Source organism: Angustibacter sp. Root456 (assembly GCF_001426435.1).
GTDB lineage: Bacteria > Actinomycetota > Actinomycetes > Actinomycetales > Angustibacteraceae > Angustibacter.
The window spans coordinates 731,283-756,491 of the sequence record NZ_LMER01000020.1 but is presented as its reverse complement, the minus strand read 5'-3'; the positions used below and the strand labels follow the sequence as shown (position 1 = coordinate 756,491).

Here is a 25,209-nt window from a genome sequence, read left to right as displayed (position 1 = left end):
GTCCACCAAGCCATGATCACCCGGGGGGACCGGCCCGATCAAGCCCGGGCACCAGCACCGCCGCACCGGCGTAGGCGTCAGCGGCGAGGTCGGCGAGGGTGGCCTGCGCCTGAGAGAGCGACCGCTCCACCACGTGCGGGAGCAGACTCAAGTTGGCGGCCAACCGGAGCAGCTCGTCGCCGTCCGCGCGGGTGTTGGCCGTCACCGACCGCACCTGCTTCTCGTAGAACAGCTCGCGCTCGTAGACGAGCGGCGGCACGTCCGTGAGGTGGATCCCGGCGACCACCAGGACGCCACCGCGGTCGAGAGCGCGCAGCGCGACGGGCACCAGCGTCCCCACCGGCGCGAAGCAGATCGCCGCGTCGAGCGGCTCAGGTGGCTGGTCGAAGGCACCTGCCACAGAGGCCGCGCCCAGCGACAGCGCCAACCGCTGAGCCGCCTGCGAGCGCGTCAGCACGTGCACCGTCGCTCCCTGCGCCACCGCCACCTGCAGCACGACGTGCGCCGAGCCGCCGAACCCGTAGAGCCCGAGCCGACCGCCCGGTGGCAGCGAGGCGCGGCGCAGTGCCCGGTACCCGACGATCCCCGAGCACAACAGCGGCGCAGCGTGCGCGTCGTCGAGCGCCTTCGGGAGCCGGTACGCGTACGCCTCCGGCACGACAGCCCGCTCGGCGTACCCCCCGTCGGCGTCCCACCCGGTGAACCGAGCCTGCGGGCACAGGTTCTCGGCGCCCGAGCGGCACCATCGGCAGCGTCCGCACGTGCTCCGAAGCCAGGCCACACCAACCCGCTCACCGAGCTCGAACCGTTGCGCCCCGAGGCCTCGCGCGTCAACGATGCCCACGATCTCGTGACCCGGCACCGTCCGCGGGCGGCGAGGCGCGAGATCGCCCTCGGCGAGGTGCAGATCCGTGCGACAGACGCCGCAGGCGGTCACCTGCAGCCGCACCTCACCGGGCGCCGGCTCAGGGTCCGGCAGGTCGACGTCGGCCAGCGGGCCGCCGTCGATCGGCCCCGGCCGCTCGACCACCCAGGCGCGCATCGCCGCCGCTCACCGCTGAAGGCGGACGTCCTGCTTCTGCACCGCCGCGATGTCCCGCGACGCCAGCTTCAGCAGCTCGACGCCGAGGTCGTGCAGCGCCCGGGCCGCGGCCACCTCGTCGCCGATCTCCGGAACCTCCAGGTCGTGCGGGTTGCGCCGCGCGTGACCGTGGCCCTCGACCGTGCCGTCGCCGGTCGTGAGGACCGCGTGCGCCGCCGTGCCGTCCTCGTGGTCGAAGACGTTGAGCGTGACGTGCCAGGTGTGGACGGTGCTCATGCCGTCGCCTCCTCGGTGGTGGGTCCTCACTCGATGCCACTCCTGCGGCGGCGGTGTCGCCAGGGCCGTTTGTCCCTGTCCGGGGCAGCGCCGGGCACCGACAGTGGTGGTGCACGACAGCGAAGGGAGAGGGCCATGCACGCAGCAGTCGGCGACCGGATCGTCGTCCCCGGCCTGCACCTCAGCGAGCCGACTCGCGACGGCGAGATCCTCGAGGTGCACGGCGCGAACGGCGAGCCGCCGTACGTCGTCCGGTGGAGCGACACGGGTCACGTGAGCACGTTCTTCCCCGGCCCCGACGCGCACATCAGCCACCACGATCCGTTCGGTGGCAGCGCGCTCCAGAGCTGAACGGCGTCCGAGCACGCGGTTTGACGCCAGGGGCTCTCGCGGTGTCACACTCCCCGCGTGCTGGGCGAGGACTTCGCCGCCGACCTGGCGGCGGCGCGCGCCGGTGACGAGGCGGCGTTCGCTCGCATCTGGCGGCGCACGCAGCCTGCCCTGCTGCGCTTCCTGCGCGTCCGCGACCCGGCGCTGGCCGACGACGTCGCCGCCGAGGCGTGGGTCACGGCCGTCGACCGGCTGAGCGACTTCGAGGGCGACGAATCCGGGTTCCGCGCCTGGATGACCACCATCGCTCGCCGCCGCCTGGTCGACCACCACCGCCGTGCCACCCGGCGGCCCGAACGCCTCACCGACTCCGACATCGAGCTGGAGCAGTCCGCACCCGCGGCCGCCGACACCGCCGACGTGGCGCAGGAGCGCGCCGCCACCGAGCGGGCGCTGCGGCTCATCGCCCAGCTGCCGCCGGACGTCGCCGAGATGGTGGCGTTGCGCGTCGTCGTCGGGCTCGACGTCGCGCAGGTCGCCGAGATCGTCGGCCGCAAGCCCGGCGCCGTCCGCGTCGCCGTGCACCGCGGCCTGCGCAAGCTCGCGGCGATCCTGGAGCGCTCCACCCCCGACGCCGCCGGGGCTGTAACGCCCACGATCCCTACGACGTTCACGGACCGAGATGCCTGAGCTGCCGCGCGACGACCACGAGCTGCCGATCGACCCGTGGACCCTGGAGGGTCTGCTGGCCGACGAGCGGCCAGCGGTCGACGCCGCGGCTCCCGGGACGTCGGCGCTCGCGGACCTCGTGTCCGCGGCTCGGCTCCCGGCCCACGACAGCGAGCTCGTCGGGGAGGACGCCGCGCTCGCGGCGTTCGTCGCTGCCCGGGACGGCGCACTCTCGCCCACGCGTACCCGACACCGGAGGACTTCCGTGCTCTCGACCCTCATCGGATCCAAGCTGGCTCTGGCCGCCGCAGCCGGCGCCGTGACCCTCGGCGGCGTCAGCGCCGCCGCGTTCACCGGCTCGCTGCCGGACGGCGCGCAGGCGCTGGCGCACCAGGTCATCGGCGCCCCGGCGGCCGACGACACCGACTCCGCCGACTCGACCGACTCGACCGACTCCGCGCAGGACGACGACGCCACCGAGACCGCTACCGAGGCGCCCAGCGAGGCCGCGACGGCCACCGACGAGCCCACCAGCTCGCCGTCCGCCACGCCGGTGGGTCCGGACGCCACCGGCCCCGCAGCCTTCGGCCTGTGCACCGCGTACACCGCTCAGGTGCGCGCCGGCCACACGCCCGACGCCTCCGCTCCCGCCTGGCGCAACCTCGCCCAGGCCGCCGGGGGCGCGGCGAACATCGCGACCTACTGCGGCACCGTCGCCCTGCCGGGCCGCAGCGCCGACCACCCCACCGGCTCGCCGACGTCGAACCCGGGTTCGACCCACCGGCCCACCAAGGCCCCGGCCACGCACCCGACCGGCTCTCCCACCACGCACCCAGGCGCGAACGACGGCCCGACCGAGCCGACCGACCAGGCGCGCCGCCCGACCGGCGCGGGCACCCGCCCCACCCGCTGACCCCAGCCCCTGCGTGCACTTCTGATCCGAAGTGCACGCAGGAGCTCAGGCGGACTGGCTCGCCGCCGACGTGGCCCGGCGCTCGCCCCCGCGACGGCTGCGGACGTCGCCCGTCATGTCCTCGAGCTCACGTCCCTTGGTCTCGTCGACCTTCCACAGCACGAAGAAGAACGAGATGGCCGCGAACGCGGTGTACAGGCCGTAGGCCAGCACGAGCGACACGGCGGCCAGCGGCGGAAACGTCGTGGTGATCAGGAAGTTCGTGATCCACTGCGCCGCAGCGGAGACAGACAAGGCAGCCCCTCGGATGCGGTTGGGGAACATCTCGCCCAGCAGCACCCACACCACGGGCCCCCACGTGGCGCCGAACGAGACGACGAACAGGTTCGCGCCCACGAGCGCCACCGGACCCCAGAAGCCGTCGAGGTTGGGCGTCTTCGTCCCGTCGGCACCAGTGACGATGCTCGCCTGCGTGAAGGCGACCGTCATGGCGCCCAGCGCCACGGCCATCCCGGCCGAACCGCACAGCAACAGGATCCGGCGGCCGATCTTGTCGACCAGCAGGATGGCGATCACCGTCACCGCCATGTTCGTCACCGACGTGATGACGGAGATGACGAACGACCGGGACTCGCTGAAGCCCACCGCCTGCCACAGCGTGGTCGAGTAGTAGAAGATCACGTTGATGCCGACGAGCTGCTGGAACGCCGACAAGGCGATGCCCACCCAGACGATCGGCAGCAGTCCGAAGGTGTTGCCTCGCAGGTCCTTCAGCGACGGCTTGTCCTCGCGCTGCAGCGACTTCTGGATGTCGTCGATCTTGCGCTCGGGCGACTTCATGCCCACGAACCGCCGCAGCACGTCGGCCGCACGCTTCAGCTCACCGGACGCCACCAGGTAGCGCGGTGACTCCGGGATCTGGATCGCGAGGATGCCGTAGATCAGCGACGGCACGACCTCGACGAGGAACATCCAGCGCCAGGCGGGCAGCCCCGCGATGTCCTGGTCGGCCCCGCCGGCGGTGTTGGCCCAGAAGGCGTCCGACAGCAGCGCGACGAAGATCCCGATCGTGATCGCCATTTGCTGCAACGACCCGAGCCGACCGCGCATGGACGCCGGCGCGATCTCTGCGATGTACGCCGGTGCGATCACCGAGGCGATCCCGATGCCAGCCCACCCACGAGGCGCCAGAACGCGAGGTCCCACACGGAGAAGGCCAGGCCGGCACCGACCGAGCTGGCGAAGAACAGCACCGCGCCGATGAGCATGACGCGCGTGCGACCCCACCGGTCGGCCCAGCGGCCGGCGTACCAGGCACCGGCGGCGCAGCCGAGCAGCGCGATGGCCACTACGAATCCGGTGATGAACTTCGACAACGCGAACTGTCCCTCGACCGCATCGACCGCGCCGTTGATCACCGAGCTGTCGAACCCGAACAGGAAGCCACCGACGGCCGCCGCCACCGCCAGCATCACCACCTTGCCGTGGTCGTCGCTGCGGTCGGTCCTCGCGTCGGCGTCCTGTGTGGCAGCCATGGGGTCCCTTTCGCCGGGATCGTCGGTGATCACTGGGTTCCGACCAAGTTCTACGCCCGGTGCGCCCGACCGGCCACCGGAGCCGCGGCAAGCAGGCCGCGACAGCGCGTGGTCAACAGGCCCTCCAGAAGCCGGTAGGATGGGGGACGTCGGCGCGCGCCGTCTGCACGAACTGGCTCGATGCCAGGGCGGACGACGGCCCCCAGGCAGTCATCAGGCGTTCCGACACCCCACCGGCCAGCACCCGCTGAAGACCCGGTGCCGAGGGTGCCCCTGGAGCGCCCCCCTGGCGTGTCGACGCCCTCACCGTCGCTGGTGGGACCGTCGTGCGCCGTGCCACGAAACGAGTTCCCTCCGCAGTGACTTCTCTCCCCGTTCTGACCGACGACCTCACCATCGACGCCGGCACCGTGCGCGATTTCGCCTCGCTCGGCCTGCCCGAGCGCATCGTCGAGCGACTGGCTCGCGATGGCATCACCACGCCCTTCCCGATCCAGTCAGCGACCGTTCCTGACGCGCTGGCCGGCCGCGACGTGCTCGGCCGCGGCCAGACCGGCTCGGGCAAGACCCTCGCCTTCGGCCTGCCCGTGCTGACCCGCCTCGCCGGCGGCCGCGCCGCGAGCCGCAAGCCGCGCGCGATCGTCCTCGTGCCCACCCGCGAGCTCGCCATGCAGGTGCACGACGGTCTCGAGCCCCTGGCCCACGTCGTCGGCGTGCGCATCAAGCTCGTGGCCGGTGGCCTGCCGTACTTCAAGCAGATCCAGGCCCTCGACCGCGGCGTCGAGCTGCTCGTCGCGACGCCGGGCCGCCTCGCCGACCTGGTCGAGCGCGGCGCGTGCGACCTGTCCGACGTCGAGGTGACAGTGCTCGACGAGGCCGACCACATGTGCGACATGGGCTTCCTGCCCGCGGTCAGCGCGCTGCTCGACCTCATGCCGAAGAACGGCCAGCGACTGCTCTTCTCCGCCACGCTCGACGGCGACGTCGACTCGCTCGTGCGCCGCTACCTCCACGACCCGGTCACGCACTCCACCAACGACGCGACGGCGTCCGTCACGACGATGGAGCACCACGTCTGGCTGGTGAAGCCGAACCACAAGGCACCCCTGACGGCGGCTCTGGCCGCGCGTGAGGGCCGCACCGTCGTCTTCGTGCGCACCAAGCTCGGCGCCGACCGCGTCGCCGGCCAGCTGCGCCAGCAGGGTGTGCGCGCGGCCGCGCTGCACGGCGGTCTGGGTCAGGGCCAGCGCAACCGCACCCTCGGCGCCTTCAAGGACGGCCACGTGCCGGTACTCGTCGCCACCGACGTCGCTGCTCGCGGCATCCACGTGGACGACGTCAGCCTCGTCGTCCAGCTCGACCCGCCGGCCGACCACAAGGACTACCTGCACCGGGCCGGCCGGACGGCGCGTGCCGGCGGCAAGGGCACCGTGATCACGCTCGCGCTGCCGCACCAGCGGCGCACGGTCGAGCGGCTCACCTCCGCTGCGGGCGTGGACGCGCGCCCCGAGTCGGTCTTCCCCGAGGGCGACGCGCTGCTCGCCGTCACGCGTGGGGCGGTGCCGAGCGGGGTCGAGGTGTCCGAGCACGAGCTCTTCCCGCCGAAGCGTCCGGCTCGCACGGGCCGTCCGCACCGCCCGGGCGGCGGCCCGCGCCGCACCGGCTCCGGACCGCGCCGAGAGGGCCAGTTCCGCGCCGACCGCGGCGAGCGCCCCGAGCGTCGCGACCGGCCGGACCGCGGCGAGCGCGGCCAGAGCCGTGGCCACGAGTACCGCGGCAACCGCAGCGGCGGCGCCCCGCGCACCAACCGCTCCGCCGGCTAGCGCGCGGGGGCGCCTCTGCGTCGTTCGACCCAGGTCTGCTCGGGCACGTGCTCGAGGCTGGGACGACCGAACAGCCAGCCCTGCGCGTGGTCGCACCCCATCTCGCGCAGCAGCTGCGCCTGCTGCTCGGTCTCGACACCTTCGGCCGTGACCTGGTGACCGTGGGCGTGGGCCAGCTCGACGACGGCCCGCACCACGGCACTAGGTCGCTCGCTGCCGTCGAGCCGGCTCACGAACGACCGGTCGACCTTGATGAAGCCGACCGGCAGCTCCTGCAGGTACGCCAGTGCGGAGTAGCCGGTGCCAAAGTCGTCGATGCCTGTCTTGATGCCTGTGGTGGCGAGCCGGCGCATCGCGTCCTGCGCCGGCGAACCGCCCGGCACGAGGCTGGTCTCGGTGAGCTCCAGGCGCAGCGCGGTCGGGCCGACGCCGTACGAGTCGAGCACCTGCAGGACGTACTCGTCGAAGCCTGGCTGCTCCAGCGTGCGGGCCGACACGTTCACCTGCATCGTGAGGCCCGCGTTGCCCTGGCGCGCCCACTCGGCGAGGGTCGCGACCCCCTCCTCGAGCATCCAGTGGTCGAGCGCGACGACGAGCCCGGTGTCCTCGGCGACGTCGATGAAGTTCTCGGGCAGCATCAGGTCACCCGAGTCGTCGACCAGCCGCATCAACGCCTCGACGCCGACGACGCGCTCGTCGACCAGCCGCACGATCGGCTGGTACACCGCCGACAACCGGCCGCGCTCGATCGCCGAGCGCAGCCGCCGCTCGGTGGCGAGCCGGCTCTCGGCCTCGGCGTGCAGCTGGCTGTCGTAGACGGCGATGCGGTCGCGGCCGGCGCCCTTGGCGCGGTACATCGCGAGGTCGGCCTCTCGGAACAGCTCGCCGGCCGAGCGCCCGGAGTGCGAGGCGACGGCGACGCCGATGCTGCCGGTGCACACCATGTCGACGTCCTCGATCACCAGCGGCTGGCGCACCTCGTCGAGCAGCCAGCGGGCGACGTCGCAGGCTGCGTCCACGCCCGCCACCCACGGCAGCAGGACGACGAACTCGTCACCACCGAGCCGCGCCACCGTGGGGGCGCAGTCGCTCACGCCCGACAGCTCCAGCGCAGCGGTCAGACGGTCGGCGACGGCGACGAGCAGCGCGTCGCCCACGGTGTGGCCGAGGGTGTCGTTGACGAGCTTGAAGCGGTCGAGGTCGAGCAGCAGCAGGGCGGTGACCGGCCCCAGACCCTCGAGGAGGTCGACGGCTTCCTCCTGGCCAGCCTGCGCGTCGTCCGGGGGCGGCAAGGTGGCGATGCTGCGGCGGGTCAGGTCGTCGAGCACCGCCCGGTTGGCGAGGCCGGTGAGGCCGTCGCGGGCCGCCATCCGGGCGACCTCGCGCTCGGCGCCGCGCTGGGCGGTGACGTCGACCGTGGCGCCGTAGATGCCGGTCATCCGGTCACCGTCGAACACCGGACGCGACCACGCGACGAGCTCGCGCCAGCCGCCGTCGGTGTGCCGCAGGCGCAACGTCTCGGTGCGCCCCTCCGGGTGGTCGGCGAGGTGCGCCGACAGCTCACAGCGGCGCCGGTCGTCCGGGTGCAGCAAGGACTCCCACAGGTCGACCGTGGGAGCAGTGCTCGGGTCGACGCCGGTGATGGCGAACATCTCCTCCGACCATTGCAGCCCGTTCGACACCGCGTCCCAGCGCCACAGCCCCGTGCCGGTGAGGGTCGAGGCCGCGAACAGCCGCAGCCGCTCACCCGCGAGGTCGGTCTCCATCGTCGAGGCGGCCATGGCGGCGGCGCCGGTGAAGGCCAGCAGCGCGAGGACGTCGCGGTCCTCGTGCGAGAACGCGTGCGGCTCCGCAGCGGCGAGCATGATGACCCCGAAGGCGTCGAGGCCGTGAGCCAGCGGCGCCAGCACGGCCGAGCGCATCCCGAAGTGCCGGTAGATCGGCGTCTCGGCCCACGGCAGGCGCGACAGGTCGTGGTGTGCCACGGGCTCACCGCCCCGCAGGCACTCCTCGCTGATCGACTGGGTCGTGGGGAACCGCAGGCCCGGCTGCAGCCCCTCCGGGCCCCCGGACGTCGCAGCGACCCGCAGGTGCGCGCCGTCGAGCAGGGAGACGACCACCGTGCCGCCGATCAGCCGGTGCGCCTCGTCGGCCAGCGCTTGAGCGACGTCGTCAACCACCGGGCCGGCGCGCCTGACGTGCTGCTGGACCTCCACGAGCACCTTGAGCCACTGATCGGCGCCGGCGTACCAGCCAGGGGGATCGGGCGGATGGCGTGCGTCCTCGACGTCGGCCATGCCACCTCCTCCCTGAGCCGCGCGGCACGCCATCGTTGCACGCAGAGCAGGGCGTTGTCGCTCAATCCGGCGACATCCGGACGCACGTCCCCCGAGCGGCTCAGGCGTGGATGCCGCACTCCGTCTTGTCGCGGCCCGACCACCGGCCGGCGCGTGGGTCCTCACCCGGCTCGACGCGCCGGGTGCAGGGCTCGCACCCGATGCTCGGGAAACCATTGTCTCGCAGCGGGTTGCGCACGAGATCGTGCTCGCTCTCATAGGTCAGCAGCTGCTCGTTCGTCCAGCGCACGAGCGGGTTGACCTTGAGCAGATCGTGCGCTTCGTCCCACGCGACGGCGGCGGCCTGGGAACGCGTCGGCGAGTCCTCGCGGCGCACGCCGGTGACCCACGCGGCGTAGGGCTCGAGCGCCCGCGCGAGCGGATCCACCTTGCGCAGGAAGCAACAGAGCCCGGGATCGCGTTCGTGCAGCGCGGGTCCGAACTCGCGCGCCTGCTCCTGCAGGCTCTGCCGCGGCCGGACGTCGACCACGCGCACTGGCAGCTGCTGCGCCACGCGTTCGCGCGTCGCGAGCGTGGCCGCGAAGTGCAGCCCGGTGTCGAGGAACAGCACCTCCACGCCGGGCACGAGGCTCGACACCAGGTGCGGCAGCACGGCGTCCTGCATGCTCGACGCGACGACGAGCCGCCCGCCCACATCGCGGACGGCTGCGGCGGCCCAGGCCACGATGTCGGCGGCCTCGGCGTCCTCGAGCTCGTGGGCCGCCCGCTCGACGGCGCGCCGCAGCTGGTCCTTCGCCTGCGCGTCGACGCTCATCCGAGCTCCTCCTCGTCGGCGCGCACGGCCCACTGGGCGAACCGCTCCCCTGGCTCGCGGCCGGCGAGGTAGCGCCGCACGACGCGCTCGACGTACTCGGGCAGCTCGTCGGCGGTCACCTTGTGGCCGCGCACCTTGCGACCGAAACCGGCGTCGAGCCCGAGTGCGCCCCCGAGGTGCACCTGGAAGCCGGGGGTCTGGGCGCCGTCGTCCGTCGTGACGATCTGCCCCTTGAGCCCGATGTCGGCCACCTGCACGCGCGCGCACGAGTTGGGGCAGCCGTTGACGTTCAGCGTGATGGGGGTGTCGAGCTCGGGGCCGACGTCGGCGAGCCGGCGCTCGAGCTCGGCGACGGCTCGTGCGGCGGTCTGCTTGGTCTCGACGATGGCGAGCTTGCAGAACTCGATCCCGGTGCAGGCCAGCGTGTAGCGGCGGAAGGGGCTCGGCCGGGCCTGCAGGCCGAGCGCGTCGAGTGCGCTGACGAGCGAGTCGATCTCGCTCTCCGCGACGTCCAGCACGAGCACCTTCTGGTGGGGCGTCAGCCGCACCCGGCGCGACCCGTGGCGCTCGGCCAGGTCGGCGAGCTCGCGCAGCAGCGTGCCGGAGACGCGGCCCGCCACCGGCGTCGCCCCGACGAAGAACCGGCCGTCGCGCTGGCGGTGCACGCCGACGTGGTCGCCGGGGTCGGCGGACGGCGGCGCCGCGGGCCCGTCGAGCAGCGGCCGGCCGAGGTAGTCCTCGACCACCTCGCGAAACCGCTCGACCCCCCAGTCGGCGAGCAGGAACTTCAGCCGCGCCTTGTTGCGCAGCCGCCGGTAGCCGTGGTCGCGGAACACCGAGGTCACCGCCGCCCAGACGTCGGGGACGTCGTCCAGCGGCACCCACGCGCCCAGGCGCTCGGCGAGGCGAGGGTTCGTCGACAGCCCTCCACCCACCCACAGGTCGAAGCCGGGTCCGTGCTCGGGGTGGACGACTCCGGTGAAGGCGATGTCGTTGATCTCGTGCACCACGTCGCTCACGGGCATGCCGGTCAGCGCGGTCTTGTACTTGCGGGGCAGGTTGCTGAAGTCGGGGTTGCCGACGTAGCGGCGGGTGATCTCCTCGATGGCCGGCGTCGGGTCGACGATCTCGTCAGCGTGGACGCCGGCCACCGGGCTGCCGAGCACCACGCGGGGGCAGTCCCCGCAGGCTTCGGCGGTCTGCAGTCCCACCGCCTCCAGGCGCTCCCAGATCGCCGGCACGTCCTCGATGCGCACCCAGTGCAGCTGGACGTTCTGCCGGTCAGTGAGGTCCGCCGTGTCACGCGCGTAGGTGCTCGACAGCTCGCCGACGACGCGCAGCTGGTCAGTGGTGAGCGCACCGCCGTCCACCCGCACGCGCAGCATGAAGTAGCGGTCCTCGAGCTCGTGCGGCTCGAGCGACGCGGTGCGGCCGCCCTCGATGCCGGGACGTCGCTGGGTGTAGAGGCCCCACCAGCGGAACCGACCGTGCAGGTCGTCACTCGGGATTGAGTCGAAACCGTTGCGAGAGTATGTCTCTGTGATACGCAGCCGGACGTTCAGGGGATCTTCCTCGGCCTTGAACCGCTCGTTGGCGTTGAGCGGTGTGCGGTCGCCGGCGGCCCACTGACCGTGCTGCTGGCGGTGAGCGGGCGAGGCGGAGCGGGTTGCTGCGGTCGTCGAGGTCATGCGTCCTCATCGGTGCTGGGCGCCACGCACCGAGGTGGCGCGGCGGTGCGACTGACGACGTGCGCGTCGTCGGGCCGGGGTCAGCGACCGCGACAGGCCATGCTGCGCGTGCGCCCGAGGTCGACGTGGCGTCGGCTCACGAGGAGGGGCTGCACGGGAGTCACGCGACGAGCCTGGCACCGTCGTCCGGTGTGCGGAGCCCCGCTCTCAGCATGTGGGCAGCTCGGGTGGGCACCTCGGGTGGGCAGCTCGGGTGCGACGGCCGTCGCGCGGCCGCCGCACCCGTCCCCTCCTGGCTGCCGTCCTGGCACCTGGCTCAACGAGCGATGGCCGCCGAGGTCACGCCCCCACCCCATTCCGCTACTCAGCGGCTGGGCGGTCCTCTTCGCGCAGGCGAGGTTCGGTACGCCGGTCGGGGTGAATTCCGTGCTTGTCGGCGTAGAACGCGCGGACGCGGTCCATGTCGGCCACGACGTCGCCCGTGGGGACGAACGACTCACCGAAGCCCACCGTGCGCGTGGGCCGGTCGACGAACCCCAACACGATCGGCATCCGCGACGCGCGCGCGATGCGGTAGAAGCCGGACTTCCAGTAGTCGGCCTTCTTGCGCGTGCCCTCGGCCGCCACCACCAGCAGGAACGGCTCGCCGCTGCGCGCCTGCATCATCAGCATGCGGATGAGGCCGGCCGGGTGCTTCCGGTCGACCGGGATGCCGCCGGTCGCGCGCAGCACCGTGCCGAGCGGGCCCTTGAACGCCTCCTGCTTGATGAGCACGCGCGGCGAGACACCGCCGTGCCACATCACCAGGATCATCGCGACCCAGTCCCAGTACGACGTGTGCGGCGCCCCGACGACGATGCCCATGTGCGGCGTCTCGCCGACGACGCGCCAGCGCACCAGCCGCAGCAACAGGGACGCGACGCGGCGCCTCATGAGCGCACTCCCGCGTGGACCATGGAGGGAACGATAGGGCCAACCCGCCGCGCCCACCGCTGCACCAGGCTGCGGTTGCAGGCCGGACGCCCCGGCCACAGGATTCCGACATGCCCCGCCTGCGCACCGTGTCGCCGTCTCAGCCCGGCTACACGCGCCGGCGCAGCGGCAAGGGCTTCGTCTACCTCGACGACTGCGAACGCGTGACCGACCCCGACGAGGTGGCCCGCATCAAGGCACTGGTGATCCCACCCGCCTGGAAGGACGTGTGGATCTGCAAGGCGCGCAACGGCCACATCCAGGCCGTGGGCACCGACGACGCCGGACGACGGCAGTACCTCTACCACCCAGTCTGGCGTCAGCAGCGCGACCAGGCGAAGCACGACCGCGTGCTGGAGGTCGCCGCGCGGCTGCCCAAGGCGCGACAGCAGGTGGCGAGGGACCTGGCGCTCGACGGCATGCCGCGCGAGCGGGCGTTGGCCGCGGCGTTCCGGCTGCTCGACCTCGGCTTCTTCCGCATCGGTGGCGAGACGTACGCCGAGCAGAACGGCAGCTACGGGCTCGCCACCATCACGCGCGACCACGTGAGCATCGAGGGCGACCTGATCGTGTTCGACTACATCGCCAAGTCGGGCAAGGAGCGCTACGTCGCCGTCGGCGAGCCCGCGGTCTGCGAAGCCGTGCAGACGTTGCGGCGCAGGCGAGGCGGCGGCGACGAGCTGCTCGCGTACCGCGTCGGCCGCCAGTGGGTCGACATCACGAGCGACGACATCAACAGCTACGTGAAGCAGGTGGTCGGCGGCGAGGTGTCGGCCAAGGACTTCCGCACCTGGCACGGCACGGTGCTGGCCGCCGTCGCGTTGGCGGTGTCGGCGAACGTCGCGTCGTCGCCCACCGCACGCAAGCGCGCCATCGCCCGTGCCATGAAGGAGGTGTCGGAGTACCTCGGCAACACCCCCGCCGTCGCCCGGGCGTCGTACGTCGACCCGCGCGTGGTCGACCTGTACGAGGACGGCGTGACGATCCAGGACGCCCTGCTGAAGCTCGGTGAGGGTGTCGACGTCGGGCAGCCGGCGACGCACGGAGCGGTCGAGCGCGCCGTCCTGCGCATGTTGCGGACGCCCACCCGCTCCCGCCGCCCCTGACCTCTCCCGTTCTTGGCGCGGTGGCACCCCGCCGCCAACCTATGGCAGCAGGGTGCCCCAGTGGCCATCAACGAAGGCAGTGATCCGCCCCAGAGGCGTGGGCTGGCGTGCATGATCACGGCGGGGGTGGGGGAACTACTTCACCTCGCGGCGCAGGCTGCGCCACACCCCCACGACGAGCGGTACGACGATCCACACCGCCACGGACGTCGCCGTCTGCGGCCCCTTGCCCTCGAGCGCGAACCTGGACAGCCGGTCGAAGGCCCCGAACACGTCGAACCACTCGCCTGCGGACTTCAGCACGCTGCCGCTCACGATCGCGAACAGCGTCGGCGCCACGAAGAACGCCGTGAGCGCCGCCCCGGTCACCGGGATGAGTGCACCGAAGCCCGCGCCCATGAGCACGTAGAGCAGCTGGGCGACGAGCTCGCCGCCGACGGCCTTCGCGTCGAGGCTCCACGTCACGCCGTCGCCGGTGATGAGGCCCGCCAGCCCCACCGCGAGCGCCGTGAGCGCCAGCACCGTGACGAACAGCGCGAGCGAGAGCAGCAGTGCCGCCACGACCTTCGCGATCAGGACGCGCCCGCGCCGCGGCGTCAGCGTGAACGTCGTGAGCGCCGTGCGCTGCGACCACTCGCTCGCCATCGCGAGGACGCCCAGCACCGGCACGAGCAGCACCACGGGCGTCATGGCGGAGTCGATGAACCGCATCATCGTGATCGGGCTGTCGGCGGCCTTCCAGACCCGCCAGGCCAGCGCCAGCATCGACAGCGCGGCGATGGCCAGGAGGATCCAGCGCCCGGCGCGGTAGTCGACGGACTTGCGGAGCTCGACTCGGGTGAGCCGCGCGAACGACGGCGCGACGATCCGCGACGTCGGCAGCGGCCCAGAGCGGGTGCGGCCGGTGCTGGTGGTGGTGGGCGTGTTGGCGTTCGTGGTGGTGGGCATGGTGCGCTCCTGACGGGAGTGGGGACGAGCTGAGGAGGTGGACGCCGGGCCGCTCGGGCCGCTCGGGCCGCTCACGCCGCGACGGCGTTCGAGGGCGCCGAGCCGGCGGTGAGGCTGAGGAACAGCTCCTCGAGGCCCGTGCCGTCGGCGGCGCGCAGCTCGAGCAGCACCTGGCGCGCGGCCGCGGCGGCGCGTCCGACCTGCTCGGGGGTGGCGTCGACGGTGAAGGTGCCGTCGGCGCCGGCCGTGGCCATCAGGTCGGCCGCCTCCAGCGCCGCGGCCAGCCCGGCGGGGTCGAGGCCCCGCACCCGGGTGCCCGAACCGGCGAGCAGCTCGCGCAGGTCTCCCTCCGCCACGACCCGGCCGTGCCCGATGACGACCAACCGGTCGGCTGTGGCCTGCACCTCGCTCAGCAGGTGGCTCGACAGCAGCACCGTGCCGCCGCGCGCCGCGAAGTCCTGCAGCAGGCCGCGCATCCAGCGGATGCCTTCGGGGTCGAGGCCGTTGGCCGGCTCGTCGAGCACGAGCACCTCGGGGTCACCGAGCAGCGCGACGGCGATCCCGAGGCGCTGGCGCATGCCGAGCGAGTACTGGCCGACGCGGCGCTTCTCGGCCCCGGCCAGGCCCACCCGCTCGAGCATCGCGTCGGCCCGGGCGCTCGACGTCCCGAGCAGCTCGCCCGCGACGCGCAGCGTCTCGCGCCCGGTGCGCCCGGCGTGAGCGGCGGCGGCGTCGAGCATGACGCCCATGACCCGCCCGGGGTTGGGCAGGTTGCGGTACGCGACGCCGCCCACGGTGGCGGTGCCGGACGTCGGCGGGGTCAGCCCGGTGAGCATCCGCAGGGTCGTGGACTTGCCCGCGCCGTTGGGACCGAGGAAGCCCGTGATCGTGCCGGGACGGCACGAGAAGGAGACGGCGTCGACGGCCGTGGTGTGGCCGTACCGCTTGGTGAGGTCGTTGACGGTGATCATGGCCTCGAGCCTGCCGCCACCAGGGGTCGAGCCTCATCGGCCACGTGGCTCAGCCCACCCCCGACGAAAGTCGGTGCCTCGCGGGCTGCCACCCCGACGTCCGGACGACGACCGGACCGCCCGGGCGCCCCTAGGCTTCGAGGCGTGGAGCTGCGGGCGGTGCGGGCGGTCGGGCGCCGCTGGCGTATCAGCCGGGCGCTCGTGACGCGCGCCAGCCCCCGCGCGCGTGACGTGGCGATGGTGCTCGTCTCGCTGGCCTCCGGTGTCGTGTTCGCCGTGACGCTCCACGGTCACTGGCCGGTGGCCGTCGTCGTGGCGGCCGGGGTGGCGTGCAGCGTCGCGGCCGTCGCGTTGTGGTGGCGGCGCGACCACCCCGTCGCCGTCGCCGTCGTCACGCTCGTGATCGCCATCGCGACCGGCCTTCCCGTGGCGTTCTTCCTGGCGTTGCTGACGCTGGCCGTGCGCCGCCGCGACCGCGTGCTCGCCGTCGTCACGGCCGCCTCGTTCGTGCTCGATGTCGGCCGCAGCATCGTGACCGGGACGAACGTGTTCTCGGCGGTCGTGGGCTCGGTGCTGTTCTACTCGGCGGTGATCGCCTTCGGCGCGTACGTCGGCGCCCGCCGCGACCTCATCGACTCGCTGCGTGCGCGGGCCGAGACCGCCGAGGCCGAGCGCGAGCTGCGGGCCGACCAGGCGCGCCTCAGCGAGCGCACCCGCATCGCGGGCGAGATGCACGACGTCCTGGCCCACAAGGTGTCGCTCATCGCCCTGCACGCCGGCGGCCTGGAGGTGAACCCGGACGCCGGCCCCGAGCAGGTCGAGCGCACCGCCGCGCTGGTGCGGACGACGGCCCGCGAGGCGCTCGAGGACCTGCGGCGCGTCCTCGGCGTCCTGCGCACCGACGAGTCGGCGGACGGGTCGGACCTCGCGCCGCCGCCGCAGCTCAGCGACATCGAGCGCCTGGTGGCGGCCTCGCGCGCGGCGGGGGTCGCCATCAGCCTGACCTGCGACGTCGCCGGCACGCCGCCGGCCGACGTCGCGCGCACCGCTCACCGCGTGGTGCAGGAGTCGCTCACCAACGTGCACAAGCACGCGCGGTCGGCGGCCACGCGCGTCCGCGTGCACGGTCGAGCCGGTGCGGGGCTCGACGTGGTGGTGGCCAACCAGGTGCCGGTGGCGGCGGCCAGCCTGCTGCCGGGCGCGGGGCTCGGGCTGGTCGGCCTGGCCGAACGCGTGTCGCTCGTGGGCGGACGGTTGGTGGCCGGCCCGGCGTCGGACGGCGGTTGGCGGGTGGCCGCGCACCTGCCCTGGCCCGAACCGGAGGAAGCCTCGTGACCCGAGTCCTGATCGTCGACGACGAGGCGCTCGTGCGCGCCGGTCTGCGGATGATCCTGTCGGCGGCCGACGACCTGGAGGTGGTCGCCGAGGCCGAGGACGGCGCAGACGCCATCGACGCCGTGCGCGCCCACCGACCCGACGTCGTCCTCATGGACATCCGCATGCCGCGGCTCGACGGGCTGCGCGCGACCCAGCAGGTGCTCGAGCTCGACCCTGCGCCGCGCGTCGTGGTGCTGACGACGTTCGACCTCGACGACTACGTGTTCCGGGCGCTGGAGGCCGGAGCGAGCGGGTTCCTGCTCAAGGACACGCCGCCACGCGACCTCGTGCGCGCCGTCCAGGTCGTGGCGGCGGGCGAGGCGATGCTCTCCCCCACCGTGACCCGTCGGCTGATCGGGCACTTCTCCGACTCCGGCTCCTCGTCACGGCAGCGGACGGCGCTCGACCGGCTCGGGGCGCTGACGGCCCGCGAGCGCGAGGTGCTGGTGGCGGTGGCGCGGGGGCTGTCGAACGCCGAGGTCGGCCGCGAGCTGTTCATGAGCGAGGCGACGGTGAAGGCGCACGTGTCGCGGCTGCTCACCAAGCTGGACGCCACGAACCGCGTGCAGGTGGCGATCGTCGCCCACGACGCGGGCCTGGTCTGAACGCCGGGCGCCTCAGTCCCAGCCGAGCGCGTGCAGGCGCGCGTCGTCGATGCCGAAGTGGTGGGCGACCTCGTGCACCACGGTGATCGCCACCTCCTCGACCACGTCGTCGCGGTCGTCGCACATCCGCAGGGTCGGGCCGCGGTAGATCATGATCCGGTCGGGCAACGTCGGTCCGGCCATCCACCCGCGCTCGGTGAGCGGGACACCGACGTAGACGCCGAGCAGGTCGTCCGGCTCGTCCGGCGGTGGCTCGTCGTCGACGAGCACGACGACGTTGCTCATGAGGTCGGTGAGCTCGGGCGGGATGGCGTCGAGCGCGTCAGCGACCGCGTCGTCGAACTCGGCGTCGCTCATCTCCACCACGCCCCCAGTGTGCCCGCCCTGTCCGCCACCCAGGCCGCTTCCCGCCACCCAGGCCGCTTCCCGCCGTCCAGGCCGGATTGCGTCCTCCGGCCGCGGCCTGAGTGGCGGAGGCAGTCAGCCGAGCAGCGCCAGCTCGTCGGCCGTCAGCTCGAGGTCGACGGCACGCACCGAGTCGCGGATCGTCTCGGGCCGACTCGAGCCGGGGATCGGGATGACCACGGGCGCCTTGGCCAGCTCCCAGGCCAGCGCGACCTGCTGCGGGCTCACGCCGTGCGCGTCGGCCACCGTCGCGAAGGCCTCGGACGTCGACCCGAGGTCCGCGGCGCTGGAGATGCCTCCCAGCGGGCTCCACGGCAAGAACGCGATCCCCAGCTCGGCGCACAGCTCGAGCTCGGGCTCGCTGGAGCGGAACGACGGCGAGAACTGGTTCTGCACGCTCACCAGCCGGCCGCCGAGGATCTCCTGGGCCTGGCGGATCTGCTCGGGGTTCGCGTTCGAGATGCCGGCCCGGGCGATGACGCCCTCGTCGAGCAGGTCGCGCAGGACGCCGACGGACTCCTCGTACGGCACGTTCGGGTCGGGCCGGTGGAACTGGTAGAGCCCGATCTGCTCCACGCCGAGCCGCCGAGCCGACTCCTTCACCGCCGTCCTCAGGTACTCGGGCGAGCCGTTGAGGGTCCACGAACCGTCGCCCGGTCGCAGGTGACCGCCCTTGGTGGCCACGAGCACGGACGACGCGTCGCCGTCCCAGGTGCGCAGCGCCTCGGCGATGAGCTCCTCGTTGTGCCCGACCTCGTCGGCGTGCTGGTGGTAGGCGTCCGCGGTGTCGATCAGGGTGACGCCTTCGTCGAGCGCGGCGTGCACCGTGCGCAGCGCCCGCTGACGGTCGGGTCGGCCCTCGATCGACAGCGGCATCCCGCCCAGGCCGATCGCCGACACCGTGAGGTTGCCCAGAGTCCGAGTCTTCATGAAGTCCTCTCGCGTGGTTGTCCCTGCCCTGGAGGCAGCCCACGCGGGGGCCCAGATGTTCCCGACCCGAGGCCGTTTTGGTGGTGGCGGTCGGTGTCCCCTATGCTGAACCGCGTCCTCGACGCTGGCACGTTCGGAGGCGTCACGGCGCCCCCATCGTCTAGCGGCCCAGGACACCGCCCTTTCAAGGCGGCAGCGCGGGTTCGAATCCCGTTGGGGGTACCACCTCCCGTTGCCGGTACGATCGGGAGGAGCACGAAGCGGTTGCAGTTCAAGGCCCCGTAGCGCAGTTGGTTAGCGCGCCGCCCTGTCACGGCGGAGGCCGCGGGTTCGAGTCCCGTCGGGGTCGCCAGTGTGCGCGAGCAGTGCTCGCGTCCTTCGCAGAGTGCACGTTCCTGAGCGGTCGGCCGAGCCGCCGAGCCGCCCTCAGTGATCCATCGCCCCGGCGTCGACCGGGATGACCGCACCGGTCACGTACCGGGCCGCGTCCGAGAGCAGCCAGGTCGTGGCCGCTCGCGCGCCGCCGTTCGCACCAGGCCCAGCTGCGCGTGCTTGCTGGGTCACTTGACGCTGCCCGCGGTCAGCCCCCCGACCAGGTGCATCTGCACGATGAGGAAGAGGGCGACGACGGGCACGATGGCCACGAAGGACGCCGCGAGCAGGTGCTCCCACTCGACCTCGCCACGCCCGATGAACTCGTTCCAGGCGGCCATGAACGAGGGGTCAACGTGACCGCCGATCGGCGGGCTGGGTCGGCGCAGCGGGTGCGAGAGGTCGTCGCGCGGTGCGCTATGATCGTCCGTGCGCCAGGGCGACCTGGCGTTGTTCGTGACCTGGGCCGGTCGCCGCGGTGCCCGATCCAGGCCAGTCCGGCCAGGTAGCTCAGTTGGTACGAGCGTCCGACTGAAAATCGGAAGGTCGGCGGTTCGACCCCGCCCCTGGCCACCACTGCCCCATCGCGGAGTCCCATCGCGCAGTCCCATTGCGGAGCCCCGTTGCGGAGTCCCAATGGCCGCGCCGAGCGTCCACGGACCTTCGGCCCTGCCCCCGCAGGCCCAGCACCTGCTGCACTGAACCCCTCACGGGAGGGGTGGTCATCATGCGCCGGACGCATGTCGTCGTCGTCGCGCTGGTGCTGCTGGCGCTGGGCGCGTGCGCCGCAGGCACCAACACCGCGGCGAACCACACGGCGGACGCCGGCTTCTGGCTCGGCCTGTGGCATGGGCTCATCAGCCCGATCACGTTCATCATCTCGCTGTTCAAGGACTCGGTGAGCATCTACGAGGTCCGCAACGACGGGAACTGGTACGACTTCGGCTTCATGCTCGGGGTCTCGATCGCGTTCTCCGGCGCCGGCCGATCGAGCGCGGCGACGTCGTCCGCCCGGCGCCGCCGTCCGCGCGACTGATCCCCTCCCCTGCACCTCCCCTCCCGAGCTCGGGGTGGGGTGCGGCGGGGAATCAGGTGGCGGTGATGAGGCCGTAGTGGCCGTCGTACCTGCGGTACAGCACCTGGGCCGGCCGCCAGGCCGACTCGCGGAAGAAGACGAACGCCTCCCCGCCGACGTCGAGCCGTTCCTTGGCCTGCTCCTCACTGAGCACCGCCGGCGGCCCGATCCGCACGTACTGCCCCGGCGCCACTCGGTGCACGACCGCCTCGTCACCCGTGGCGGCGTCGACGAACAGGTAGAACTCGTGACCCAGCAGCTCCAGGTCGAAGGCCGCCTCGTCGAGCGTCTGGCGGCCGAGCGCGAATGACTTGCGCCGCAGCACTTCTCGTTCTTCGACCGGTCTCGGGAAGTAGGCCTCGCGCGGCGTCGGCTCGGCGCCGTGACGCCACTCGTGCTCGTCGACCACGCGCGTCCACCGATGGCGCGTGCGGGTGCGGTCCTGCAGCTGCACCAGCTGACGGCGCAGCCGGGCCTCGAGCAGGTCGACCGCCTCGTGCAGCCGATCGGCGGCCACGTGCGCCCGCACCGGCGTGCCGTCGACGTCGAGCGTGGCCTCGGCCGTCGACGGACGCACCCGGGCCGGGTCAGCCGAGATCTCCAGCACCACCTGCACCGACCGCACCGGCTGGCGCGTGTACCGGACGACCTCCGCGAGCTTGTGGGCGGCGTACTCCTCCTGACGGTGAGGCACCTCGCCCCGGCTGGTCACCTGCACCTGCGGCCGGACCTGCGGACCACGGGACGTGTCGACGGTCGTCATGCTCCACCTCCCCTTTCGAGGGCAGCTTCACGCTAGGCCGCACGCCGTCGGGGTCGCAGAGCACTTCGTCCCACCGCGGTCGGGTCAGCTCTGACGAAGAGGTCTTCCGCTCCCAAGAAGCCCGGTGCGGCCGGGGTCTAGGACGTCGTCGCAGCCCGAGCCCCGGGACGTACGTCCCCCGGCGAGTGGGACGTTCAGCGCCGAAGACGGGACTTGCAGCCCTGCGCCGCAACGGGTCTGAGGTCGACCCTGGGGGTGCAAGAGGTTCGACGGTCAGGTCGGCACGGCCGACCACACAAGAGAGGCAAGACCATGCGACGCAAGAGCTTCGACACCGTGATGAGCTGGGCAGGAGTCGCCCTCGCGGCGGTGCTGCTCGTGGCGGGCGGTCTGCTCACCTGGGCCCACACCTTCGTGAACGACCAGGTGCACAGCCAGCTGTCGGCTCAGAAGATCTTCTTCCCCAAGGCGGGCGACGAGGGTCTGAAGGACCCGAAGATCGGCCCGTACCTCACCCAGTACGCCGGCCAGCAGCTCACCGACGGCGCCCAGGCCCGGGCCTACGCCGACCACTACATCGCCGTCCACATCGAGGAGATGACCGGCGGCAAGACCTACGCGCAGCTGAGCACCATCGCTCGGGCGAACCCGGACGACGCCAAGGCGGCTGCCATGGTCGAGACCACCTTCAAGGGCGAGACCCTGCGTGGCCTGCTGCTCAACGCCTACGCCTTCTGGAAGATGGGCCAGATCGCCCTGATCGCGGCGATCGCGGCCTTCGTGGGCGCCGGACTCTTCGCGGTGCTCGCGCTGCTCGGGTTCATCCACCGCGGACGGGTGACCCCGGACGAGGAGATCCTCGGACTCGGTTCGCGAGTCCCGGTCACCGTCGAACCGTAACCGGTTGACGCGGAACCGAGACAGGGCCCCCACCGCTCGAGCGGTGGGGGCCCGCCGGCGTCCGGCCGCATCGTGGTGGCTGAGCATCGCGGGTGATGCGCAGGCACCACGCTGTCGTCGGAACCGCTCAGGGCGCGCCGGCCTCGTGGCGCCCGACGCGGGCGGCCGGGGCGTTGAGGTTGAACCGCACGCCGATCATCCGGACGCCGAAGCAGAGCCCGGCCGCCAGCAGCGCCGCCACGATCCCGTAGCCGTGCAGCCGCACCGCGACGACGGTGACCGTGGCGCCCAGAAGCGCGGGGACGGCGTACAGGCCGCTGCTCAGCACCGAGGGCACGCGCCCGATCAGCACGTCGCGGATCGTGCCGCCACCCACCGCCGTGACTGCGCCCAGGATCACGGCCTGCGCGGCCCCGAGCCCGAAGGCCAGCGCCTTGCTGGCGCCGGTGACGCAGAACAGGCTCAGCCCCGCGGCGTCCAGCACGATCATCGGGACGACGAGCCGCTCCAGCGGTCGGGTGAGGAAGAACGCGATGAGCGCTCCCGCCGCCGCCACCGCGAGGTAGCGCCAGTCGACGAACGTGGCCGGGGGCAGCGCGTCGATGAGGACGTCGCGCACGATGCCGCCGCCGATCGCCGTGATGACGCCGAGGGCCAGCACACCGACGATGTCGAGCCGCGCCTGGCGCACCGCCGTGAACGCGCCGTTCAGCGCGAAGGCGAAGACGCCCGCGAGGTCGAGGGCGAGCAGCAACGACACGACCGCCATCGTGCCGCACCCGCCTCGCGACGGCGGCGCCGACCTGCGCCCTGCCCCTCGGCGGCGTAGCGTCACGAGCCCCGTCCCAGGAGGCACGATGAGCGAGCAGCCGAACGACAGCACGGGTTCTCAGAACAACACCGAGGACCTCGAGCAGAAGGCGAAGGACCGCATCGAGGAGATGCCGGCCGAGACCGCGCTGGGCAACCGCGACCCGCAAGGTGGCGGCGAAGGCGACCCGAAGGACTTCCCGCCGGAAGGCAACTGAGCCAGAGCGTCTGACGTTCCCCGCGCAGGCCTCAGCGGCGCCCGCGGGGACGCAGGCGGGACGTCGGCAGCGCAGGTGCGGCCAGGGGCGCGCCGGTGAAGCCCGGCACTGCCCCGAAGCGCACCTGCTCGCCGGCGAAGCCGCCCGCGAGCTCGCCCATCCAGCGCTCACGGGCCTCGACGATCTCCTCGTGCGTGCGCCCGACGAAGTTCCACCACATGAGGATCTCCTCGTCGAACGGCTCGCCCCCGAGCAGCAGGCACCGGCCGCCGGACGCCGAAGTCACGTGGAGGCGGTCGCGACCCGTCCCGAGGTAGAGCAGCCGACCCGGGCGCAGCAGCTCGCCGTCGACCTCGACCTGGCCGCTGGTCACGACGACGGCGTGCTCGAAGTCCACCTGCAGCGGCACCTGCGCCGGGCCCGCGACGTCGAGGTCGGCGCCCACCAGCGGCGAGTGCACCCGCGCGGGGCTGGCCTCACCGGCGAGCTCCCCCACGATCACGGTGACCGTGACGTCGCCGAGCCGCAGCCGCGGCAGGTCGACGACGTGCTCGAAGCGCGGCTCGACGTGCCGTGCGTGCTCGGGCAGCGCCACCCACAGCTGGGCACCGTGCAGCCGGGGCGGCCGCTCCTGCGGCGACTCCTCGGAGTGGGCGATGCCGTGGCCGGCGGTCATCAGGTTGAGCTCGCCCGGCTGCACCATCTGGTGGCTACCGAGGCTGTCGCGGTGCTCGATCGTCCCCTCGAGCAACCAGCTGACGGTCTGCAGCCCGATGTGGGGGTGCGCAGGCACGCGCATGCCGGGCATGGTGATGACGGCGTCCGGGCCGTAGGTGTCGACGAAGCACCAGGCGCCGACCATGCGCCGGTCACGGTGCGGCAGCGTCCGGTTGACCAGGTTGGTCTTGCTGATGGGCACGTCGCGTCCCTCGACGAGCTCGTGCACCGGACCGTCGGAGGTTTCCGATACGCAGACGGTCTCGAAGCGCTGCGCCTCGCGGTTGCTCACGCGGTCACCCCCACCCGACAGCAGGCGGCCCGGCCTGCATGATCACGACGGAGGGGGTACGCCACCCGCCCGTGATCATGCACGCCGGACCACCGGGTGCGGTCTGGGCTGTGCTCAGCTGTGCTCAGCTGCGGTCAGCTGCGGTCAGCTGCGGTCAGCTGCGCTGCTGCGGGATGCCGGCGAGCAGCTGACGCACCTCGTCCTCGGGGTAGCGGCGGTGGCCCCCCAGGGTGCGGATCGAGGTCAGCTTGCCGGCCTTGGCCCAGCGGGTGACCGTCTTGGGGTCGACGCGGAAGAGCGCGGCGACCTCAGCCGGGGTCAGCAGCGACTGGGCGTCGTGGCTCTTGGTTGCCATCGCAAACTCCTTAGCGATATCGCGTCGGATGACGCGGTTGCAGTGTCAAGGATGCCCCTTTTCGGGCACGGATGGAACGTTCGGGAGGGATCATTATGGAACTTCCCCCTGAACTAGTCATTTCTTGGTAAAGAAATGGTCAATAACTAGCCCCTAGGAGGCGGTCGCGAGCCGGGCCACCCGCTGCCAGCGCCGGGTCCAGCGCCGGTACGCCGCCGCCGCCGAGACGACGTCCTCCTCCGCCAGCGCCGCCAGCCCCTGCTCGACGTCGGAGGCTGAGTCGTCACCAGCCAGGTGCGCGTCGTCGAGCAGATCGGCCAGGCCGGCGTAGTCGAGCTCGACGCGGCTGCGGTGGTCGAACTCCTCCAGCCACCGGCCCAGCACCTCGATGTCGGAGGCCAACCCCGCGTCACCCAGGGCGGCGCGAGCCGTACGCAGGCCGATGGCCACGCGCCGCCGGGCCTGGCTCATCGACGTCCGGTACGTGAGGCGGCGCGGGGACGCGACGCTGAGGTCGCGCTCGGACCCTGAGAAGAGCACGAACCACGGCAGCGGCACCTGCCAGGCGGCGGTGCGGGAGAACAGCCGCACCTCCCCACCGTCGACGGCGAGCCGCGCGAGGTCGGCTGCCGCCTGCTCGCGCACCACCTCCGGGACGGCGTCGCCCGGCAGCACGTCGCCCTCCAGGTCGGCAGCACCCAACCGGTGCCAGACCTGCAGCCGCGGCTGCACCGGGGAGACGAACAGCTCGCCGTCCTCGTCGAGCAGCAGGGCGTCGGTGCTCTCAGCCGCCGGCACGGGCACCGGGGGGCGTCCGGCGAGGCGGCGCACGGTGTCGGCGTACAGCGTGCGCTCGACCTCGTGCCGCGAGGGCGCCCTGCGGGCGTAGGCGTTCCACCGCTCGCGGTCAGCGGGAGCGAGGTGCGCGACGGGTTCGAAGACGCGCAGGTGAGCCTGGTAGGGCGGGCGGCGCGTCACGGTGGGCACACCCCAGAGTGGCACCTCG

26 protein-coding genes, 3 tRNA genes and 1 pseudogene are annotated in these 25,209 nt (G+C 72.6%); 13 read left to right on the top strand and 17 right to left on the bottom strand.

What is annotated here, in order from left to right:
- Positions 1–16: 16 nt before the first annotated feature.
- Both ASD06_RS18235 and ASD06_RS18230 read right to left on the bottom strand, forming a co-directional pair.
- The gene (locus ASD06_RS18235) at positions 17–1,042 is read right to left on the bottom strand and encodes a zinc-dependent alcohol dehydrogenase family protein (RefSeq protein WP_056680981.1); all 1,026 of its coding nucleotides are present in this window, start codon (positions 1,040–1,042) and stop codon (positions 17–19) included.
- A gap of 9 nt (positions 1,043–1,051) precedes the next feature.
- Entirely contained in the window at positions 1,052–1,318 is a 267-nt protein-coding gene (locus ASD06_RS18230; protein WP_056680977.1) for a DUF1876 domain-containing protein, read from the bottom strand.
- 135 nt (positions 1,319–1,453) lie between these two features.
- On the opposite strand from ASD06_RS18230, the gene ASD06_RS18225 reads away from it, so the two are divergent.
- Genes ASD06_RS18225 through ASD06_RS18215 form a run of 3 tightly spaced genes read left to right on the top strand, consistent with a single transcriptional unit; the run spans position 1,454 to position 3,230 of the window.
- Positions 1,454–1,669: a DUF1918 domain-containing protein gene (locus tag ASD06_RS18225; protein WP_056680975.1), complete on the top strand. Its 216-nt coding sequence runs from the start codon at positions 1,454–1,456 to the stop codon at positions 1,667–1,669.
- Positions 1,670–1,726: 57 nt separating this feature from the next.
- Positions 1,727–2,338, top strand: coding sequence for an RNA polymerase sigma factor (locus ASD06_RS18220; protein ID WP_056680972.1), 612 nt, complete (start codon positions 1,727–1,729; stop codon positions 2,336–2,338).
- Complete coding sequence (locus ASD06_RS18215) at positions 2,331–3,230, top strand: hypothetical protein (protein ID WP_056680969.1); 900 nt, start codon at positions 2,331–2,333, stop codon at positions 3,228–3,230. The genes ASD06_RS18220 and ASD06_RS18215 overlap by 8 nt, the downstream gene beginning before the upstream one ends.
- A 45-nt stretch (positions 3,231–3,275) precedes the next feature.
- Here the strand turns inward: ASD06_RS18215 and ASD06_RS18210 are convergent.
- A pseudogene (locus ASD06_RS18210) lies at positions 3,276–4,765 on the bottom strand (sugar porter family MFS transporter).
- A gap of 359 nt (positions 4,766–5,124) precedes the next feature.
- On the opposite strand from ASD06_RS18210, the gene ASD06_RS18205 reads away from it, so the two are divergent.
- The gene (locus ASD06_RS18205) at positions 5,125–6,588 is read left to right on the top strand and encodes a DEAD/DEAH box helicase (protein ID WP_082538185.1); all 1,464 of its coding nucleotides are present in this window, start codon (positions 5,125–5,127) and stop codon (positions 6,586–6,588) included.
- Here the strand turns inward: ASD06_RS18205 and ASD06_RS18200 are convergent.
- The 4 genes from ASD06_RS18200 to ASD06_RS18185 all read right to left on the bottom strand — a co-directional run bounded on the left by ASD06_RS18200 (position 6,585) and on the right by ASD06_RS18185 (position 12,320).
- A complete protein-coding gene (locus tag ASD06_RS18200; RefSeq protein ID WP_056680967.1) occupies positions 6,585–8,885 on the bottom strand; it encodes an EAL domain-containing protein in 2,301 nt (766 codons plus the stop codon). The two genes, ASD06_RS18205 and ASD06_RS18200, sit on opposite strands and share 4 nt — an antisense overlap.
- 100 nt (positions 8,886–8,985) lie before the next feature.
- Positions 8,986–9,699, bottom strand: coding sequence for a phosphoadenylyl-sulfate reductase (locus tag ASD06_RS18195; protein WP_056680964.1), 714 nt, complete (start codon positions 9,697–9,699; stop codon positions 8,986–8,988).
- Positions 9,696–11,387 (bottom strand): nitrite/sulfite reductase, encoded by a 1,692-nt coding sequence (locus tag ASD06_RS18190; protein ID WP_056680960.1) that lies wholly within the window; start codon positions 11,385–11,387, stop codon positions 9,696–9,698. Before ASD06_RS18190 ends, ASD06_RS18195 begins: the two co-directional genes overlap by 4 nt.
- A 360-nt stretch (positions 11,388–11,747) precedes the next feature.
- A complete protein-coding gene (locus tag ASD06_RS18185; RefSeq protein WP_056680957.1) occupies positions 11,748–12,320 on the bottom strand; it encodes a 1-acyl-sn-glycerol-3-phosphate acyltransferase in 573 nt (190 codons plus the stop codon).
- Between the two features lie 110 nt (positions 12,321–12,430).
- On the opposite strand from ASD06_RS18185, the gene ASD06_RS18180 reads away from it, so the two are divergent.
- On the top strand, positions 12,431–13,465 hold the full coding sequence (locus ASD06_RS18180; protein WP_056680956.1) for a DNA topoisomerase IB: 1,035 nt from the start codon (positions 12,431–12,433) through the stop codon (positions 13,463–13,465).
- A 135-nt stretch (positions 13,466–13,600) separates the two neighbouring features.
- Here ASD06_RS18180 and ASD06_RS18175 read toward each other — a convergent pair whose 3' ends face one another.
- Complete coding sequence (locus tag ASD06_RS18175) at positions 13,601–14,413, bottom strand: ABC transporter permease (protein WP_056680954.1); 813 nt, start codon at positions 14,411–14,413, stop codon at positions 13,601–13,603.
- A gap of 71 nt (positions 14,414–14,484) precedes the next feature.
- Positions 14,485–15,384: an ABC transporter ATP-binding protein gene (locus ASD06_RS18170; RefSeq protein WP_056680951.1), complete on the bottom strand. Its 900-nt coding sequence runs from the start codon at positions 15,382–15,384 to the stop codon at positions 14,485–14,487.
- Positions 15,385–15,528: 144 nt separating this feature from the next.
- On the opposite strand from ASD06_RS18170, the gene ASD06_RS18165 reads away from it, so the two are divergent.
- Positions 15,529–16,719 carry a sensor histidine kinase gene (locus ASD06_RS18165; protein ID WP_200942303.1) on the top strand — a complete coding sequence of 397 codons (1,191 nt, stop codon included), beginning with the start codon at positions 15,529–15,531 and terminating at the stop codon, positions 16,717–16,719.
- On the top strand, positions 16,716–17,366 hold the full coding sequence (locus ASD06_RS18160; protein WP_056680948.1) for a response regulator transcription factor: 651 nt from the start codon (positions 16,716–16,718) through the stop codon (positions 17,364–17,366). The genes ASD06_RS18165 and ASD06_RS18160 overlap by 4 nt, the downstream gene beginning before the upstream one ends.
- A 12-nt stretch (positions 17,367–17,378) precedes the next feature.
- On the opposite strand, the gene ASD06_RS18155 is transcribed toward ASD06_RS18160, so the two are convergent.
- A complete protein-coding gene (locus ASD06_RS18155; protein ID WP_056680945.1) occupies positions 17,379–17,732 on the bottom strand; it encodes a metallopeptidase family protein in 354 nt (117 codons plus the stop codon).
- Between the two features lie 114 nt (positions 17,733–17,846).
- Positions 17,847–18,701 carry an aldo/keto reductase gene (locus ASD06_RS18150; RefSeq protein WP_056680942.1) on the bottom strand — a complete coding sequence of 285 codons (855 nt, stop codon included), beginning with the start codon at positions 18,699–18,701 and terminating at the stop codon, positions 17,847–17,849.
- 149 nt (positions 18,702–18,850) lie between these two features.
- On the opposite strand from ASD06_RS18150, the gene ASD06_RS18145 reads away from it, so the two are divergent.
- Positions 18,851–18,926: transfer RNA gene (locus tag ASD06_RS18145), tRNA-Glu, on the top strand.
- Between the two features lie 50 nt (positions 18,927–18,976).
- Positions 18,977–19,053, top strand: a tRNA-Asp gene (locus ASD06_RS18140).
- A 208-nt stretch (positions 19,054–19,261) separates the two neighbouring features.
- Here ASD06_RS18140 and ASD06_RS19035 read toward each other — a convergent pair.
- Entirely contained in the window at positions 19,262–19,414 is a 153-nt protein-coding gene (locus ASD06_RS19035; RefSeq protein WP_157371792.1) for a hypothetical protein, read from the bottom strand.
- Between the two features lie 158 nt (positions 19,415–19,572).
- Here ASD06_RS19035 and ASD06_RS18135 point away from each other — a divergent pair.
- Positions 19,573–19,649: transfer RNA gene (locus ASD06_RS18135), tRNA-Phe, on the top strand.
- 151 nt (positions 19,650–19,800) lie between these two features.
- Entirely contained in the window at positions 19,801–20,109 is a 309-nt protein-coding gene (locus ASD06_RS18130; RefSeq protein WP_056681298.1) for a hypothetical protein, read from the top strand.
- Between the two features lie 52 nt (positions 20,110–20,161).
- Here the strand turns inward: ASD06_RS18130 and hpf are convergent, their stop codons facing one another.
- The gene (gene hpf, locus ASD06_RS18125) at positions 20,162–20,911 is read right to left on the bottom strand and encodes a ribosome hibernation-promoting factor, HPF/YfiA family (RefSeq protein WP_056680940.1); all 750 of its coding nucleotides are present in this window, start codon (positions 20,909–20,911) and stop codon (positions 20,162–20,164) included.
- Between the two features lie 312 nt (positions 20,912–21,223).
- On the opposite strand from hpf, the gene ASD06_RS18120 reads away from it, so the two are divergent.
- Positions 21,224–21,811, top strand: coding sequence for a hypothetical protein (locus ASD06_RS18120; RefSeq protein WP_056680937.1), 588 nt, complete (start codon positions 21,224–21,226; stop codon positions 21,809–21,811).
- Positions 21,812–21,938: 127 nt separating this feature from the next.
- On the opposite strand, the gene ASD06_RS18115 is transcribed toward ASD06_RS18120, so the two are convergent.
- On the bottom strand, positions 21,939–22,580 hold the full coding sequence (locus ASD06_RS18115; RefSeq protein WP_056680934.1) for a trimeric intracellular cation channel family protein: 642 nt from the start codon (positions 22,578–22,580) through the stop codon (positions 21,939–21,941).
- 88 nt (positions 22,581–22,668) lie between these two features.
- Here ASD06_RS18115 and ASD06_RS19030 point away from each other — a divergent pair, with 88 nt between their 5' ends.
- Complete coding sequence (locus tag ASD06_RS19030; RefSeq protein WP_157371791.1) at positions 22,669–22,839, top strand: hypothetical protein; 171 nt, start codon at positions 22,669–22,671, stop codon at positions 22,837–22,839.
- A gap of 31 nt (positions 22,840–22,870) precedes the next feature.
- Here ASD06_RS19030 and ASD06_RS18110 read toward each other — a convergent pair whose 3' ends face one another.
- From ASD06_RS18110 to ASD06_RS18100, 3 genes are all read right to left on the bottom strand, one after another.
- Positions 22,871–23,848, bottom strand: a complete 978-nt coding sequence (locus ASD06_RS18110) for a pirin family protein (protein WP_056680931.1) — start codon at positions 23,846–23,848, stop codon at positions 22,871–22,873.
- A 154-nt stretch (positions 23,849–24,002) separates the two neighbouring features.
- On the bottom strand, positions 24,003–24,203 hold the full coding sequence (locus ASD06_RS18105) for a BldC family transcriptional regulator (RefSeq protein ID WP_056680928.1): 201 nt from the start codon (positions 24,201–24,203) through the stop codon (positions 24,003–24,005).
- Positions 24,204–24,356: 153 nt separating this feature from the next.
- Positions 24,357–25,181: a hypothetical protein gene (locus tag ASD06_RS18100; protein ID WP_200942301.1), complete on the bottom strand. Its 825-nt coding sequence runs from the start codon at positions 25,179–25,181 to the stop codon at positions 24,357–24,359.
- Between the last annotated feature and the right edge of the window lie 28 nt (positions 25,182–25,209).